The sequence below is a fragment of the Mycetocola zhadangensis genome, from assembly GCF_003668565.1.
Classification (GTDB): Bacteria; Actinomycetota; Actinomycetes; order Actinomycetales; family Microbacteriaceae; genus Mycetocola_A; species Mycetocola_A zhadangensis.
The window spans coordinates 305,251-320,475 of sequence record NZ_RCWJ01000001.1; the positions used below are offsets into that span (position 1 = coordinate 305,251).

11 protein-coding genes are annotated in these 15,225 nt (G+C 64.1%); 5 read left to right on the forward strand and 6 right to left on the reverse strand.

Annotated elements, in window-relative coordinates:
* Positions 1-16 precede the first annotated feature (16 nt).
* Positions 17-3,895: an ATP-dependent RNA helicase HrpA gene (gene hrpA, locus D9V28_RS01505; protein WP_371869991.1), complete on the reverse strand. Its 3,879-nt coding sequence runs from the start codon at positions 3,893-3,895 to the stop codon at positions 17-19.
* Between the two features lie 94 nt (positions 3,896-3,989).
* On the opposite strand from hrpA, the gene D9V28_RS01510 reads away from it, so the two are divergent.
* The 4 genes from D9V28_RS01510 to D9V28_RS01525 all read left to right on the forward strand — a co-directional run bounded on the left by D9V28_RS01510 (position 3,990) and on the right by D9V28_RS01525 (position 8,177).
* Entirely contained in the window at positions 3,990-4,829 is an 840-nt protein-coding gene (locus tag D9V28_RS01510; RefSeq protein ID WP_121657952.1) for an aldo/keto reductase, read from the forward strand.
* A gap of 15 nt (positions 4,830-4,844) precedes the next feature.
* On the forward strand, positions 4,845-5,657 hold the full coding sequence (locus D9V28_RS01515; RefSeq protein WP_183086392.1) for a DUF1684 domain-containing protein: 813 nt from the start codon (positions 4,845-4,847) through the stop codon (positions 5,655-5,657).
* A 68-nt stretch (positions 5,658-5,725) separates the two neighbouring features.
* Positions 5,726-6,322: an FMN reductase gene (msuE, locus tag D9V28_RS01520; protein WP_121657954.1), complete on the forward strand. Its 597-nt coding sequence runs from the start codon at positions 5,726-5,728 to the stop codon at positions 6,320-6,322.
* A gap of 28 nt (positions 6,323-6,350) precedes the next feature.
* Positions 6,351-8,177 carry a thioredoxin domain-containing protein gene (locus D9V28_RS01525; protein ID WP_121657955.1) on the forward strand — a complete coding sequence of 609 codons (1,827 nt, stop codon included), beginning with the start codon at positions 6,351-6,353 and terminating at the stop codon, positions 8,175-8,177.
* A gap of 19 nt (positions 8,178-8,196) precedes the next feature.
* Here the strand turns inward: D9V28_RS01525 and D9V28_RS01530 are convergent, their stop codons facing one another.
* From D9V28_RS01530 to D9V28_RS01550, 5 genes are all read right to left on the reverse strand, one after another.
* On the reverse strand, positions 8,197-9,567 hold the full coding sequence (locus D9V28_RS01530) for an L-serine ammonia-lyase (protein WP_121657956.1): 1,371 nt from the start codon (positions 9,565-9,567) through the stop codon (positions 8,197-8,199).
* Positions 9,568-9,702: 135 nt separating this feature from the next.
* The gene (locus D9V28_RS01535; RefSeq protein WP_121657957.1) at positions 9,703-10,269 is read right to left on the reverse strand and encodes a CoA-binding protein; all 567 of its coding nucleotides are present in this window, start codon (positions 10,267-10,269) and stop codon (positions 9,703-9,705) included.
* A gap of 3 nt (positions 10,270-10,272) precedes the next feature.
* On the reverse strand, positions 10,273-11,562 hold the full coding sequence (locus D9V28_RS01540) for an O-acetylhomoserine aminocarboxypropyltransferase/cysteine synthase family protein (RefSeq protein WP_121657958.1): 1,290 nt from the start codon (positions 11,560-11,562) through the stop codon (positions 10,273-10,275).
* Between the two features lie 71 nt (positions 11,563-11,633).
* Positions 11,634-12,638 (reverse strand): YeiH family protein, encoded by a 1,005-nt coding sequence (locus D9V28_RS01545; RefSeq protein ID WP_121657959.1) that lies wholly within the window; start codon positions 12,636-12,638, stop codon positions 11,634-11,636.
* Positions 12,629-14,272 (reverse strand): dolichyl-phosphate-mannose--protein mannosyltransferase, encoded by a 1,644-nt coding sequence (locus D9V28_RS01550; RefSeq protein WP_308472391.1) that lies wholly within the window; start codon positions 14,270-14,272, stop codon positions 12,629-12,631. Before D9V28_RS01550 ends, D9V28_RS01545 begins: the two co-directional genes overlap by 10 nt.
* Positions 14,273-14,358: 86 nt before the next feature.
* Between D9V28_RS01550 and rsmI the strand changes: the two genes are divergently transcribed.
* On the forward strand, positions 14,359-15,177 hold the full coding sequence (rsmI, locus tag D9V28_RS01555) for a 16S rRNA (cytidine(1402)-2'-O)-methyltransferase (RefSeq protein ID WP_121657960.1): 819 nt from the start codon (positions 14,359-14,361) through the stop codon (positions 15,175-15,177).
* The last annotated feature ends 48 nt before the right edge of the window (positions 15,178-15,225 follow it).

Genomic DNA, 15,225 nt, shown 5'->3' on the forward strand with positions numbered 1-15,225 from the left:
AAGGTATTGGCCGAAACTATCCGGCCAGTACTTTGCGGATGCGCTGCAGCGACACAGTCTCGATGGCGCCAATATTCTGCGCGAACAGGCTGAGGCGAAGTTCTTCGATCATCCAACGGGCCTTGACGATGTGAGACGGTGCGAATCGCGCCGGCGGCAATGTTCCTCCCGCGGCCTCGTACAGCGCCGTGGCCGTCTGGACCTCGTTCATCCAGACTCGATCCCGGTTCGGGTTGTCGGCGAGTTTTTCAACCCGGTGCGTGATGCCGTTGAGGTAGCGGGGAACCTGTGCGAGTCTGAGCATTCCCGTCCGCGACACAAAGCCCGGATAGACGAGCGCAGACAACTGCTGGGTGGCGTCGCTCAACGCAGGCAGCAGAGCGAGGCTCGTCGCCTTCTTCAGGGACTTCTCGGCGGTTCGGGATGCTGTCAGCACCTTGGCAACCAACGAAACCGTGTCGAACATGGTGTTCATCATCGCGCCGGAGATGCGATCGCGAACGGTTTCGAATTCGGCACGCATGAAAATCGCGCCGTCTGGCTTCACCCGGTACAGGATGTCGTCGATGCACGCGGCCAGGCAGTCATCGAACAGTGCCTGCGTCGTTGGATACGGGCTCGTCGCGAGGGTGAGCTTCTCCGCGGAAGTGAGGTGCTGCTGCACGTAGGAGACGGGGGAGGGCAGAGCGAGCAGGAGCAGTCGGCGGACGCCGTCCGGCATCGCCTGCTTCTGATCCTGTTCGGTAGCCATGATGCGGATCGCCACGGAGTTTCCCTCGTCGACGAGCGCCGGGTATCCGCGAATCATGTTGCCGGCCTGGCGGGTGTCCACGTAGCGCGGCAACTCGTCGAAGTCCCAGCGTGTGAGTCCTGACCGCTCGAGCGCGTTCGGAGTGGCTTCGGCGATCTGGGCGACACTCTGACGAGTGCGAGCCTTGAGCCGCTGTTGCAGCTCGATCAGGTCCTTGCCGTTCGCGACGTGCCGGCCCTTCTCATCGACCACACGGAAGGTGACCTTGAGATGCCCGGGGACGCGAGTGAGATCGAAGTCGCTTGCCTCGATCTGCATGTACGACAGGCGTTTGATGGCCATCGCCAGGTGTGCGGTGAGGGTGTCTGCGTTGGTCGCCTCCGGCTCGGGCGGGCCGGCTGGCAGCTCGGCCATGAGCCGGCGAGCCCAGTCAGCTGCCGGCACTATGTTGCGACGAATCGCCTTCGGCAGTGACTTGATGAGCGCGGTGACGAGGTCGTGGCGAAGCCCCGGCACCTGCCAGTCGAATCCGGCGGGGGACAACCGGGCGAGCAAAGCCAGCGGCACCTGCACTGTGACACCATCGTCTTCGGCACCGGGTTCGAATCGGTAGCGCAGGCTCAGCTTCTGGTCACCCTGGCGCCAGACAGGGGGAAACTCCGCCTCATCCACTTCAGGCGCGTCGTCGGGCAGGAGATCTTCCTGCCGCATGGTGAGCAAGTCGGGGGTCTTTTCCTGCGCCGTGCGCCACCAGCCCTCAAAGGTTCTTGTGGAGAAGACGTCGGCAGGAATGCGCGAATTGTAGAAGTCGAAAACGGCCTCGTCGTCGAAGAGGATGTCCCGGCGCCTTGTGCGTTCCTCGAGCTCGGCCAGTTCCTTGCGAAGCTTCTTGTTCGCGCGGTCGAACGCCTGCGGCGAGTCCCACTCGCCCTCGACGAGAGCGTGCCGGATGAACAGTTCGCGCGAAAGTTCGGGGTCGATCTTCGAGTACTGGACGCGTCGGCGGGGGATGATCGCCAACCCGTAGAGCATGACCTTTTCCCAGGCGACGACAGCGCCCTGCTGCTTTTCCCAGTGCGGTTCTGAGTAGCTGCGCTTGACGAGGTCGCCGGCGATCTGTTCGGCCCACGCCGGGTCGATCGAGGCCGTCGTGCGTGCGAACAATCGGGACGTCTCGACGAGCTCAGCGGCCATCAGCGCGTTCGGCTGTTTCTTTGCGAGTGCGGAACCGGGGAAGATGACGAACCTGGTCTGCCTCGCGCCGATGTAGTCGCCCTTGCGGGCCGGTCCGGGCCGGTTGGGCTGCTTGCCGCCGCGCGCCGAGTTCGCGGCTGCCTGCGCGGCATCTTTGATTCCGATGTGTGAGAGCAGGCCGGCCAAAAGTGAGCGGTGGATGCCGTCGGAATTGGTTGTGCGCTCCGTCAGGGACAGGCCGAGGGGCTTTGACAGCTGTCGAAGCTGGCGGAAGACATCTTGCCACTCACGCACGCGCAGGTAGTTGAGGAATTCGTTTTTGCACAGTCGCCGGAATGCGCTCGACCCGAGTTCCTTCTGCTTCTCCTCGATGTAGTTCCAGAGATTGAGCAGCGACAGGAAGTCACTTGTCGGGTCTGTGAAGCGTGCATGCTTCTCGTCAGCTTGCTGGCGCTTCTCCAGGGGGCGCTCACGAGGGTCCTGAATGGTGAGTGCGGCCACGATCGCCATCACCTCGCGCGAGACGTTGTGCTTCTTCGACTCGATAACCATCCGGGCGAAGCGCGGGTCGATCGGCAGTCGCGCGAGGTCACGACCGACCCGGGTGAGGCGGGGTGACGCCGCGTCCTTGGCATCGATCGCTCCGAGCTCGCGCAGCAGGTCAAGTCCGTCCTTGATGCCGCGGGAGTCCGGGGGCTGCAGGAACGGGAACGCGGCGATGTCGCCAAGACCGAGCGAGACCATCTGGAGAATCACGGCTGCGAGGTTGGTGCGCAAGATTTCCGGTTCAGTGAACTCGGGCCGGGCGAGAAAGTCCTCCTCGGAGTACAGCCGGATGGCGATGCCATCACTCGTTCGCCCCGAACGTCCGGAGCGCTGATTCGCTGACGCCTGAGAAATGGCCTCGATCGGCAGTCGCTGAACCTTGGACCGAACGCTGTAGCGAGAGATGCGAGCCGTGCCAGCGTCGATGACGTACTTGATGCCTGGGACGGTGAGGCTCGTCTCCGCGACGTTGGTTGCGAGCACGATGCGCCGACGAACCCCAGCCTGAGAGCTTGGCTGGAAGACCTTGTGCTGGTCGGCTGAGCTGAGCCTGCCGTAGAGGGGCAGCACTTCCGTGATCCCCGCACCACCCTGCGAGTACCGCGCATTCAGGGCATCGGCGGTGTCTCGAATCTCGGTCTCACCGCTGAGGAAGACGAGGACATCGCCCATCGACTCCCTCGCGAGTTCATCGAGCGCCGCGGTGATCCCATCGATCGGGTCAAGGTCAGGCTGCACGGGATCGTCATCATCATCGGCATCTGAATCCTCGACGGCCTTGTCGGCGATGAGGGGCCGATACCTCACCTCGACAGGGAACGTGCGGCCGGAGACTTCCACGATCGGTGCGTCATCGAAGTGGCGGGAGAAGCTCTGTGGATCGATGGTGGCCGACGTGATGACGACCTTGAGGTCGGGGCGCTTGGGCAGCAACTGCTTGAGGTAGCCCAGCAAGAAGTCGATGTTGAGGCTGCGCTCGTGTGCTTCATCGATGATGATCGTGTCGTAGTTTCGCAGCATGCGATCACGATGCATTGCGTTGAGGAGGATACCGTCGGTCATCAACTTGACCTTGGTGTCTTTGCCGGCCTGATCGGTGAAGCGAACCTGATAACCCACGATTCCGCCGAGCTCGACGTCGAGCTCCTCGGCGATGCGTTCGGCGATTGTGCGGGCGGCGAGTCGCCTGGGCTGGGTGTGCGCGATCGATTCACGACCGAGCTCAAGGAGAATTTTGGGCAGCTGGGTGGTCTTGCCTGACCCCGTCGCGCCGGCAACAATGACGACCTGATGCTCGCGGAGCACCTCTTTGATCTCGTCCTTCATCTGGCTGACGGGCAGCTCGGGAGGGTAGGAGATCGTAAAAGACATAGCCCTCCATCGTAGGACACCCCGCCGTGAGATGACCGAGAGGGGTGCCGGATTGTGCGAGTTCCGCTGACGGCGAAGCGGGACGTGAAAGTTGATCGACGTTCCGACGGGATGGTTAGCTGGAACAATGACGACTTCGTGGACAGGACCGGTTCTTTCCCTCAACTCAGGTGCGACCATTCCGCAGCTCGGCTTCGGCGTATTCAAGGTCGACCCGGCTGAAACCGAACGCATCGTGACGGACGCGCTCGAGCTTGGCTACCGGCACATCGACACCGCCGCGATCTATGGCAACGAGGAGGGTGTCGGGCGTGCGATCGCACGAAGCGGCGTGCCTCGTGAAGACCTCTTCATCACTACGAAACTGTGGAACTCAGACCAGGGAACACAATCCGCGTTCGACGCCATCGACTCGAGCCTTGAGAAGCTCGGCCTCGAATCCGTCGACCTCTACCTCATCCACTGGCCGGCACCGGAACGGAACACCTACCGGGAGAGCTGGGAAGCTTTGCAAAAGATCCAGTCGGACGGCAAGGCGACATCCATCGGCGTATCAAATTTCCTCGTCGACCACCTGGAAGCGATTCTCGCCGACGGCGGAGTCGTTCCCGCTGTCAACCAGATCGAACTGCACCCCGCACTCCAGCAGCGGGGAGTTGTTGATTTCTCCCGCGCCCACGGCATTGCGATCGAGTCGTGGGGTCCGCTCGGACAGGGCAAGTACCCGCTCTTCGACGAGGCAAGCGTCGTGGAAGCCGCCGCCGCCCACGGGAAAACTCCGGCGCAGGTTGTACTCCGGTGGCACCTGCAAAACGGCAACATCGTTTTCCCCAAGTCAAACAGCCGCGAACGCATCGCCGAAAACCTGAACCTGTTCGACTTCGAATTGACCGAGGCTGAGGTCGCTGACATCTCGGCGCTTGAGCGCGACGGTCGCGTTGGGTCGCACCCGAGCGAAGTGAACTGACCGAGGATGACTTTCGTGGCATTACCTGACGCTTTTGATTCAAGCACCGACACGTTCACTTCCGACTGGGCGGCTTGGCACGAAGCCCGGGAGCGGGGAACATCATCACCGTTCGGCCTCGCGTCGCTTGTGGCCACCCACTGGCTCACCGGAGCGAGCGAAGAACTCGACGGGGTGTTCGGAACCTGGCACGCCGGTCTTGACGGCATTATCGGAGAAGGCCGGGAACTCGAAGGCCTCACGGTCCTTCAAGGCGGCCGTCCGGTTCGAGTAATCAGTGGAAACACCGTCACCCTCACAAGCGGTCAGGACATCGAGTGGGGCGACCGGAGGTTGCGATACTTCGAACGAGACGGGGCGCTCGCGCTTCGGATCCTGGACCCTGAGGCGCCCACTCGGGCACGGCTCCGCGGAATCGACGTCTTCGAACCCGATCCGCAGTGGGTGATCGAGGGAAGCTTCAGCCCGGCCGCACCCGATTCGCGGATGGAAATCACAGCGATCGACGGGCATGTTTCGGATGACACACCCGCTGGCACGCTCGCACTCGCGTTCCCAGACGGCCTCGAGACCCTCACGGTCGTCCGCGAACGCGGAGCCCTGCACGCGGTCTTCGCTGACGGCACCAGCGGCACAGAGACGTATCGGTTCCGCTTCATCGACATGCCGTCACCCGATGCAGACGGCAGTGTCGTGGTCGACTTCAACAGGTCGTACCTGCCCCCGTGCGTCTTCAGCGACTTCTACGTGTGCCCGTTGCCCCCGGCGGGGAACCGGTTGTCGCGGGCCATTCGAGCCGGTGAGAAGAACGTGCTGCTCGACTCATAGCCGCGTGACCGTTACGTCGTGTTGCATCGGAATCTCGTGAGCAAGCCGAATCGGCGTAGCGTCGCAGCATGGTCGAGAACGCAGAACAGCAACCGCTCCGTGTCGTCGCCGTATCGGGGAGTCTTCACACACCGTCCAAGACAAGTGCGCTCGTGAGCGCGATTCTCTCTCGCATCGCGGAGGAACAGCCGATTTCCGCGCACGTGATCGAACTCAGCGACATCGGACCCGCATTCGCCGGTGCCCTCACCCGCGATCAGGTCGCCCCAAGCGTTGAGACTGAGCTGCGCCGGATCGAGGACGCCGACCTGCTCATCGTCGCCAGCCCGGTCTACCGTGGGTCGTTCACTGGGCTGTTCAAGCACCTGTTCGACTTCGTCGGTCAATATTCGCTCGTCGACAAGCCGGTGCTTGTCGCGGCAACCGGAGGCGGCGAACGCCATGCTCTCATCCTCGAGCACCAGTTCAGGCCTCTGTTCGGTTTCTTTCAGGCGCTCACGCTGCCCATCGGTGTGTACGCGTCGAACACCGACTTCACGGAATACACGCTGACGAGCGAGGCCGTTCGCCAACGAATCGACCTGGCCGTCGTTCGCGGATTACCCTTCGTGCGCAGCCGGGTGCGCGATGCCGATTCAGTCTCCGACTACGTCGGGGCGTGGTAGCCGGAGGGCTCCACACGTAGGCTGAAGTATGGTCAACCGCCTCGCTTCAGCCATGAGCCCGTACCTCCGAGCCCACCAGGACAACCCTGTCGACTGGAGGGAGTGGGGACAGGACGCCTTCGACGAAGCCGCCGCGCGCGACGTCCCAGTCTTCATCTCCATCGGCTACGCGACATGTCACTGGTGTCACGTCATGGCCCGCGAGTCATTCAGCGATCCGTCCATCGCAGCCTTCCTCAACGCGCACATGGTGAACATCAAGGTGGATCGCGAGGAACATCCGGCCGTTGACGCCAGCTATCTGGCGCAGGCGAGTGCGTTCACCGGGCAACTGGGCTGGCCACTGAGCGTCTTCGCCACCCCGGGAGGTGCCGCTTTCTTCGCCGGAACCTACTTTCCGCCCGCGCCGGTGTCGGGACATCCGTCATTTCGTGATGTACTCAACGCAGTGATGGATGCCTGGACTCATCGTCGTGAAGCGGTGAACGCCAACGCTGCAGCCATCGGTGCCGCCGTGACGGCCGCCGCCGAGCACAATGCGACAGCGACCGTTCCGACCAGGGAACAGATCGATGCCGCTGTCGCCGCGCTGGCCTCGCACGAGGATCGGGAGTTTGGCGGCTTCGGTGGGGCGCCCAAGTTTCCGGTTGCTCCCATTCTCCGCTTCCTGCTGTCCATCCCGAGCGGGGCGCCCCTTGCTGTTCGCACGCTCGAGGCGCTGGCGCGATCGCCCCTCGTTGATCAGGTGGACGGCGGCTTCTTTCGGTATGGGACGCAGCGCGACTGGAGCGAACCGCACTACGAGCGGATGCTCTACGACAACGCCCTTCTGCTTGATACGTACAGTGAGGCATACCGCCAGGACACCTCACGCACCTGGGCTGCAGAGTCAGCACACGGCATCGCCCGGTTCCTCACCGGAACACTTCAGCTGCCGACCGGTGGGTTCGCCAGTGCGCAGGACTCCGAATCGGTCATCGATGGCAAGCGGTCCGAGGGCGGGTACTACGCCCGGAATGCTCAGGAGCGGGAAGGGCTCGCGCCACCGGCCCTCGACGAGAAGGTGCTCACCGGGTGGAACGGACTTGCCATTCAGGCGCTCGCGCGGGCGAGTGTGATCTTCGATCGCGCCGACTATCTGGAGTCTGCGCGCTGGGCGGCCGACTACCTCCTCGAGAACCACCGGAACCCGAACGACACCCTGGTGCGAGCGTCGGTCGCTGAACGTCGGTCATCGGCTCGCGCGACCCTCGAGGACTACGGCATGCTCGCAGGGGCTCTGCTCGAGCTGTCGCTGGCAACCGGGGAGTTGCCCTACGCTCAAGCTGCTCGGTCGCTTCTCGACCAAACGCTGGCTGCCGGCACGACCGTTGCGGTGTTCGGCGAGCCTGGCGGAGGTGATCCGGTGCTCACGGGTCGGGGAATCGCGCTGTCAGGGGATCCCTCCGAAGGTGCGTATCCCTCAGGCATCAGCGCGACAGCGACCGCCGCGTGGCAGCTCTACCTGGTGACTGGTGACCGGCATTACAGCGCAGCCGCCGAGGCCGCGATGGCGCCGATCGGCGAGCTGGCGTTGGCGAATCCCATGTCGTTCGGGGCGTCGCTGCGCTTGATGGCTGCCCTGTCTGGCTCGCCCAGGCAACTCGTCGTCGTCGCACCGGATGGTGAGAATTCGCCGGTGCCCGACGGCGTGAGACACAGTCCGGCCGACATCGTCACCGTCGTCTCCGAGCAGCAGGCGCGCGAATTCTCGGCGGCCGGCTTTGAGCTGTTTGATGCCAGGCTGGCCGTGAACGGTCGTCGCGTTGCCTACGCCTGCGAGGCATTCACGTGTCAGCTTCCCACACCGGTCTAGAACGAGGTTCTCACCGGGGTCAGCACTCGATGACGTTCACCGCGAGTCCACCCTCGCTTGTCTCCTTGTATTTGCTCGACATGTCGACCCCGGTCTGGCGCATCGTCTCGATCACAGCATCGAGTGAAACCAGATGGCTGCCGTCGCCGTGCAACGCCAGGCGGGCCGCGCTCACCGCTGTTGACGAGGCGATCGCGTTCCGTTCGATACACGGCACCTGAACAAGCCCGCCGACGGGGTCGCATGTGAGGCCGAGGTGGTGCTCCATCGCGATCTCGGCAGCGTTCTCGACCTGCGCTGGCGATCCGCCGAGCACTCCGCACAGGGCGCCAGCGGCCATGGCGCAGGCCGATCCGACCTCGGCCTGGCAGCCGCCGACCGCTCCCGAGATGGACGCGTTCGCTTTGAACAACGATCCAATGGCCGTTGCGGTCAAAAGGAAACGACGGATGCCATCGGCGCTGGCCCCCGGGACGAAACGCAGGTAATACGACGCGACAGCGGGAAGAATGCCGGCTGCTCCGTTGGTCGGCGCGGTCACAACGCGACCGCCTGCCGCGTTTTCCTCGTTGACCGCGAGTGCGAACGAGTGCAGCCACTCGGTCGGTAGCTCTCGACCGCTTTCGGCCTCAGCGATCTCGAGGTGCTCGCGAACGGCAGCCGCGCGTCGCTTCACGCGGAGGCCGCCCGGGAGCACGCCAGACGTGGCGAGGCCGTTGGTTACTGACTCAGTCATGGCCGCCCAGATGGTGTCGAGGCCGCTGTCAACCTCTTCGGGGCTTCGGGCGGCTTCCTCGTTGCGTCGTGCAACCTCGTCGATGCGCAGGCCCTGGCTTGCGCAGATGTCGAGGAGTTTGGTGGCGGTCGGGAACGGGAGCGGGTACTCCACGGAAGGCCTTCCGGCGGGGTCCTCGCCGTCGCGGCGGATGAACCCTCCGCCGACCGAATAGTAGGTTTCGGTCACCAGAGGGACGTCGCTCGTCCCGCTCCAGGCGGCCAGGGTCAGGGCGTTGGGGTGACCGGGAAGCCTCGTGCGCGGCTCGAACGTGATGTCGGCTTTCTCGAACAGGATGCTCCGCGTCCCGGCGAGCAGGAGCGTTGAGCCCGGTTCGAGGCGTGACCACGCCTCGCGCACCTCTGCAGGTTCGCAGGTTTCCGGCCGCAGCCCGCGAAGGCCGGCGACGATGGCGTCCGGCGTTCCGTGACCGATGCCGGTCGACCCGAGTGATCCGAAGAGGACGCAGGTGACCCGATCGACAGCGCCGAGGAGACCGGCATCCGTGAGTCGTGAACCGAAAAGAAGGGCGGCACGCATGGGCCCGACCGTGTGCGAACTGGACGGGCCGATACCGATCGAGAAGAGATCGAACGCCGAAACGTACGCCGTCATGATGCTCCTTGCGCGAAGTGCCGTCCTGTCACTATAGGCAGGCCAGCGCAGCACGAAACGGTGGGAGGCGAATCGCCTGGCACAGACGCAAGGTTCTTGCGGAAAGTTTGAGTTACAGCAGGTTAACTGCGGCGTTTAGACGAGCTGTTTCTTCGACGAGATCTGGCCGGTGTCGAATCCGAACAGGTTGAGCCCTCCGTGGAAGCGAGCATGCTCGACCTTGATGCACCGGTCCATCACGACCGTGAGGCCCTGCTCTTCGCCGTAGCGAGCGGCCTCCTCGTTCCAGATACCGAGCTGCACCCAGACGGTCCGAGCGCCGGAAGCAAGCACGTCGTCGATGACCGAAGGGATATCGCTCGCCTTGCGGAACACGTCGACGATGTCGGGCACCTCCGGCAGTGATGCCAGATCGGGGTACGCCTTGTGGCCGAGAATCTCATCGGCGTTCGGGTTCACGAAGTACACGCGGTAGTTGCTTGACTGCAGCAGGTACGTGCCGACGAAGTAGCTGGACCGCGCGGGGTTTGGTGATGCACCAACGATCGCCACCGACTTCGCTGCCCGAAGGATGTTCAGTCGCGTTTTCGCGTCAGGACCCACCCAGGTGCGCTGTGACTTGAGCAGCTTGGCGAGAGGCGAATCGGACGGCAGCGAGCAGGTGAGCCCGTTCTGCAGCTGGGTTGCAACGAGTTCTGACATGGCTTATGCCTCCACCGCCTGTGCGAGCGCCTGGTCGAGATCGTAAATGATGTCGTCGGCGTCTTCAATACCGACGCTGAGCCGCACGACGCCGGGAAGCACACCAGCGTCGAGCAGCTGCTGTTCGGTCAGCTGGGCGTGAGTGGTTGAGGCGGGGTGGATGATAAGCGTCTTGGTATCACCGATGTTGGCGACGTGACTGGCGAGGTTGACCGATTCAATCAGTTTCTGCCCGACCGCGCGTCCGCCCTTGACGACGAAGCTGAACACGCTGCCTGCACCCTTGGGCAGGTACTTCTCGGCCCGCGCGTGGTGCGGGTGCGAGTCGAGGCCGGCCCAGTAGACCGCTTCGATGCGCGGGTCCTGCTGCAGCCAGGTCGCGACGATTCGCGCGTTGTCGACGTGCGCCTGCATCCGGTAGGAGAGTGTTTCGACACCCTGGGCCAGTGTGGCCGCAGCGGTTGCCGAGAGAGCCGGCCCAATGTCCCGCAACTGCTCAGCGCGGAGTCGCGTGAGGAACGCGTATTCGCCGAAGTTGCCCGTCCACTCCAGTCCGCCATAGCTCGGCACCTTCTGGCCGAACAGCGGAAACTTGTCGGTGTGCCAGTCGAAGCGCCCGCTCTCGACCACAACCCCGCCGAGCGTTGTGCCGTGTCCGCCGAGGAACTTCGTGGCGGAGTGGGTGACGATGTCTGCGCCCCACTCGATCGGGCGGTTGAGGTACGGCGTCGCGATGGTCGAGTCGATCACAAGCGGGATGCCGTGCGCGTGGGCAACGTCAGCCAGGGCCTCGATGTCCGCGATCTCACCAGACGGGTTCGCGATGGTCTCAGCGAAGATCAGTTTTGTTTCGTCAGTGATGGCAGCGGCATAGTCCTCGGCGTTCGCCGACTGCACGAACGTTGTCTCAACACCGAAGCGGCGCAGCGTGACATCAAGTTGGGTGATCGATCCGCCGTAGAGGTTCGCGGACGCGACAATGTGGTCACCGGATCCGACCAGGCTCGCGAAGGTGATGTACTGGGCCGAGAGCCCAGATGCGGTCGCGACGGCGCCGAGCCCGCCCTCGAGGCTGGCAACACGTTCCTCGAAGCTCGCGACGGTGGGGTTCGCCAGCCGAGAATAAATGTTGCCGTACTTCTGAAGCGCAAAGCGAGCAGCGGCATCCGATGTGTCATCAAAAACAAAGGCTGTCGACTGGTAAATCGGAAGCGCTCGCGCTCCGGTTGCCGAGTCAGGGATGTTGCCCGCGTGAATTGCACGCGTGCGGAAGCCGTATTCGCGATCTGCCATGACATCACGCTACCCGAGCGCCGACCCCGGGGAAGCGGCGGTGCGTAACACGGCGCAACGAGCGACACTTTTCAGGAGAACAGGTGTACAGCGGCGAGAGCGAGCACCGCGATGAGCGCCCACGACAGCAGCCCGACGGCGAGCGCGCGCCACCCGGTCGTGACAAGGCGCCGCAGGTTCACGGCGGCGCCGAGGCCGAAGAGCGCCATGGCGAGCAGCGCGGTCTGGATGCCGTCGATAGTGGACAGCACCGGCTCAGGGATGACCAGGAACGTGCGAAGAAGGATGGCAGCGAGGAAACCGACAACGAACAGCGGCACCAGCGGCGGCTTCGCGGCGTCGGGGTTCGGGCGAAACCGTCTGCGTTCGACCACAGCGGCGACCGCGACAATCGGCGCAAGCAGAACCACTCGGGTGAGTTTGACGACGAGAGCGACGGCAAGTGCGCTGCTCCCGGCGATCTGGGCAGTGGCAACGACCTGCCCCACATCGTGAACACTCGCTCCGACCCAGTGACCGAACTGCAGGTTGTCGAGGGCGAGCGGATGCCACAGGGCTGGCAAAACGACGATGGCCAGCGTTCCGCAGAGGGTCACCAGGGCGACAGGGTGCGCCTGTTCTGAACTCTTGGCCCGAACGACGCCAGACATCGCACCGATGGCGCTCGCTCCGCAGATGGCGAACCCTGTCGCGAGCAGCAGAGGCTCGTGGCCTGGCAGCCGGAAGACCCGTCCGAGAAGCCAGGTTCCGCCGAACGTGATCAGCACGATGGCTACTGTGGAGAGAAAGACACCCCAGCCGAGCGAAGCGACGTCGACCAGGCTGAGTTTGAAGCCGAGCAGCACAACGCCGATGCGCATGAATCGCCGTGACGACAAGGCAAGGCCAGGAGCGAGCGAGCCGCGGAGGTGCGATTGGGCCGCCGGGAGTTGCGCAACCAGAATGCCAAGCACCACAGCAGCGGTCAGCAGCGGCACTGCGGGGAAAAGAGCCGATACCGCTAACGCCACTGCTGCCGCGCCAGCCGCGACGGCGACACCAGGCAGCCAGGCCGCGCGCGTCAGCGTCACACCCATGTAGACAGCCAGGAGTGCAGCGACCAGAACCAGAACGGCACTGTCGTCGCCGACCAGAGTGGGTACCAGAACGCACTGAGCACCGTGGCGAGCACCAGGAACACGGCTGTGACGCTCAACCCGCGGGTGCGTTCATACTGGCTGTCGCTTCGTTTGCCGAGGATCAGCCCGATCACGAAGGTGAGCGCGAGGAGCAGGTAGGGCAAAAATGCGATCGTGTAAAACTGGAACACCGTTCGCTCGGTGTACATCAGCCACGGCAGGTATCCGGCCGCGACGCCCATCAGGATGAGGCCGACCTGCCATTGCCTCGTGCGAATCAGCCGGTAGACGAGATACAGGGATGCGGCGACAGCGGCCCACCAGATCAACGGGTTGGCGATGGAGGTGATGGCCTGCGAACACGGGGCGAGCTCGCAGCCACTCGCGCCGGTTGCGGGGGAGTCGTACCACATGCTGGTCGGGCGGATCAGGGCCAGCCAGCCGAGCGGGTTGGCTGAGTACGGGTGCGGGGCCGCGAGCCCGACGTGGAAGTTGTAGATGGACTGCTGGTAAAAGAAGAAGCTCTGCCAGACCGATGGCACCCAGGAGAAGAGTCCGGTCCAGGCGTTGCCCGCCTGTTCGGCCCAGTTCCTGTAGTAGCCGTTGTCGGTGACAAACCATCCCGTCCAGCTGGCCAGGTAGACCACGAGCGAGACCGGAACCAGGAGGAGGAAAGTCGCCGGTCCCTGTTTGAGTACCGCAGCGGAGAACCACGCGTCGAGGCCGAGCCTTCGCCTGGCGAGAGCGTCGACGACGATAAGGTACAGCCCGAAGCCGGCCAGGAAGTAGAAACCCGACCACTTCACTCCGGCAGCGAGGCCGAACGCGACCCCTGCGGCAATCAGCCAGGGGCGCCACCAGATCACTGGGCCCCAGTCAGGCGATGCCCCGCTCGAGCGCGCCGCGTCGAGGCGCACGGCCAGGCGGCGCGCGTGCCAGTCCCGGTCGGCGAGGATCATCGCGAACCCGAGCAGTGCGAAGAACATCAGGGAGTTGTCGAGGATCGCCACCCGCGACATCACTATCGCGTGCCCGTCGATGGCGAACAGGAAACCGGCGATCACCGCGAGCAGTGTTGAGGCGAACAGTTTGCGGGCGACCAGGGTGAGTATAAGGACAGCCAGGGTGCCGATGATTGCCGTGGAGATGCGCCACCCGAAGCTGTCGGTTGCGCCGAACACGCCGAGGCCCAGGGCGATCAGCCACTTACCGAGCGGCGGGTGGACGACGTATGCCGGGTCAGTGAGGAACCCGTTCACCCGACCGGCGTTGAAGTCGGGATCCGACTCAGCCGGCCACGCTGATTCGTAGCCGTGGTGGAGCAGGGTCCAGGCATCCTTCACGTAAAACGTCTCGTCGAAGACGAGCGCGTGCGGTGTGCCCAGGTTCCAGAGGCGCAGGACGGCCGCGAGCAGGGTGACCAGGATCGGTCCACCCCAGTACCAGAGACGGCGCCGACCGGGTGTGGACAGAAGCCGGCCCCACCAGTCGTCGAGGCGTGACCCCCGCGGTTCGACGTCGATCGGACCGGTGGTGGAGGTCGTCGCGCCGCTCACCAGGTGAGAGAAGGATTCGCGGGGAGGCACGGGCACCTTGCAATGCTAGCGACACCACCCTTCGTTCCCGACCCCGCGAGGAAGGGCCGGGGGCGGCGCCCGGGGAGTGCGAGACTGAGAACATGATCATCCTCGCAGCCACTCCCATCGGAAACCTCGGGGATGCCTCGGCGCGACTCGTCGATGCCCTCGGTTCGGCCGAGGTCGTCGCCGCCGAAGACACGCGCACGACCATCAAGCTCCTCAAGGGCCTCGGCATTGCCCATAAGCCCAAACTGATCAGCCTGCACGAGCACAATGAGCGTGAGAAGTCCGCAGAGCTGGTCGAGTCCGCTCGGAACTCAGATCTGCTCGTCCTGAGCGACGCGGGCATGCCGACCGTGTCTGACCCTGGCTACCACCTCGTTGTCGCCGCGGTTGACGCCGGAGTGCCCGTCACGGTGATTCCAGGGCCGAGCGCGGTCATTACGGCGCTCGCCGTCTCGGGGCTCCCGACGGACCGCTTCAGTTTCGAGGGCTTTCTGCCAAGAAAGCAGGGGGACAGGCTGACCACACTTCGGTCGCTCGAGCATGAGCGTCGCACCATGGTGTTCTTCGAATCGCCCAACCGGTTGGCGTCCTCTCTGGCGGACGTGGCATCCGTTCTCGGAAAAGACCGCCGCACAGTGGTCTGCCGTGAACTGACGAAGATGTTCGAAGAGGTCAAACGGGGCACAGCTGCGGAGCTCGCGGAATGGGCGTCTGACGGTGTGCGGGGAGAAATCTGCATCGTCATCGCCGGAGCTGAGGAACGAGAGTTTAGCCTGCACGACGGTGTGAGTGAGGTGCTCGAGCGGGTGGCAACGGGGGAGCGGTTGAAGGACGCAGCCGGTTCAGTCTCTGAGGCGACGGGGTTGAGCAAGCGGGAGCTGTATCAGGCGGCGCTCGCCGTCAAGAAGTGACCGCGTCTCGCACGCGCTGTAACGGGACGGAAGCGGCATCGTCGCGGC

Bases quoted from the DNA above. Each gene is read 5' to 3' on its own strand.
- D9V28_RS01525 (WP_121657955.1), top strand. From the start codon at position 6,351: ATGGTCAACCGCCTCGCTTCAGCCATGAGCCCGTACCTCCGAGCCCAC.
- D9V28_RS01510 (WP_121657952.1), top strand. From the start codon at position 3,990: ATGACGACTTCGTGGACAGGACCGGTTCTTTCCCTCAACTCAGGTGCG.
- D9V28_RS01540 (WP_121657958.1), bottom strand. From the start codon at position 11,562: ATGGCAGATCGCGAATACGGCTTCCGCACGCGTGCAATTCACGCGGGC.
- D9V28_RS01545 (WP_121657959.1), bottom strand. From the start codon at position 12,638: ATGGGTGTGACGCTGACGCGCGCGGCCTGGCTGCCTGGTGTCGCCGTC.
- D9V28_RS01530 (WP_121657956.1), bottom strand. From the start codon at position 9,567: ATGACGGCGTACGTTTCGGCGTTCGATCTCTTCTCGATCGGTATCGGC.
- rsmI (WP_121657960.1), top strand. From the start codon at position 14,359: ATGATCATCCTCGCAGCCACTCCCATCGGAAACCTCGGGGATGCCTCG.
- msuE (WP_121657954.1), top strand. From the start codon at position 5,726: ATGGTCGAGAACGCAGAACAGCAACCGCTCCGTGTCGTCGCCGTATCG.
- D9V28_RS01535 (WP_121657957.1), bottom strand. From the start codon at position 10,269: ATGTCAGAACTCGTTGCAACCCAGCTGCAGAACGGGCTCACCTGCTCG.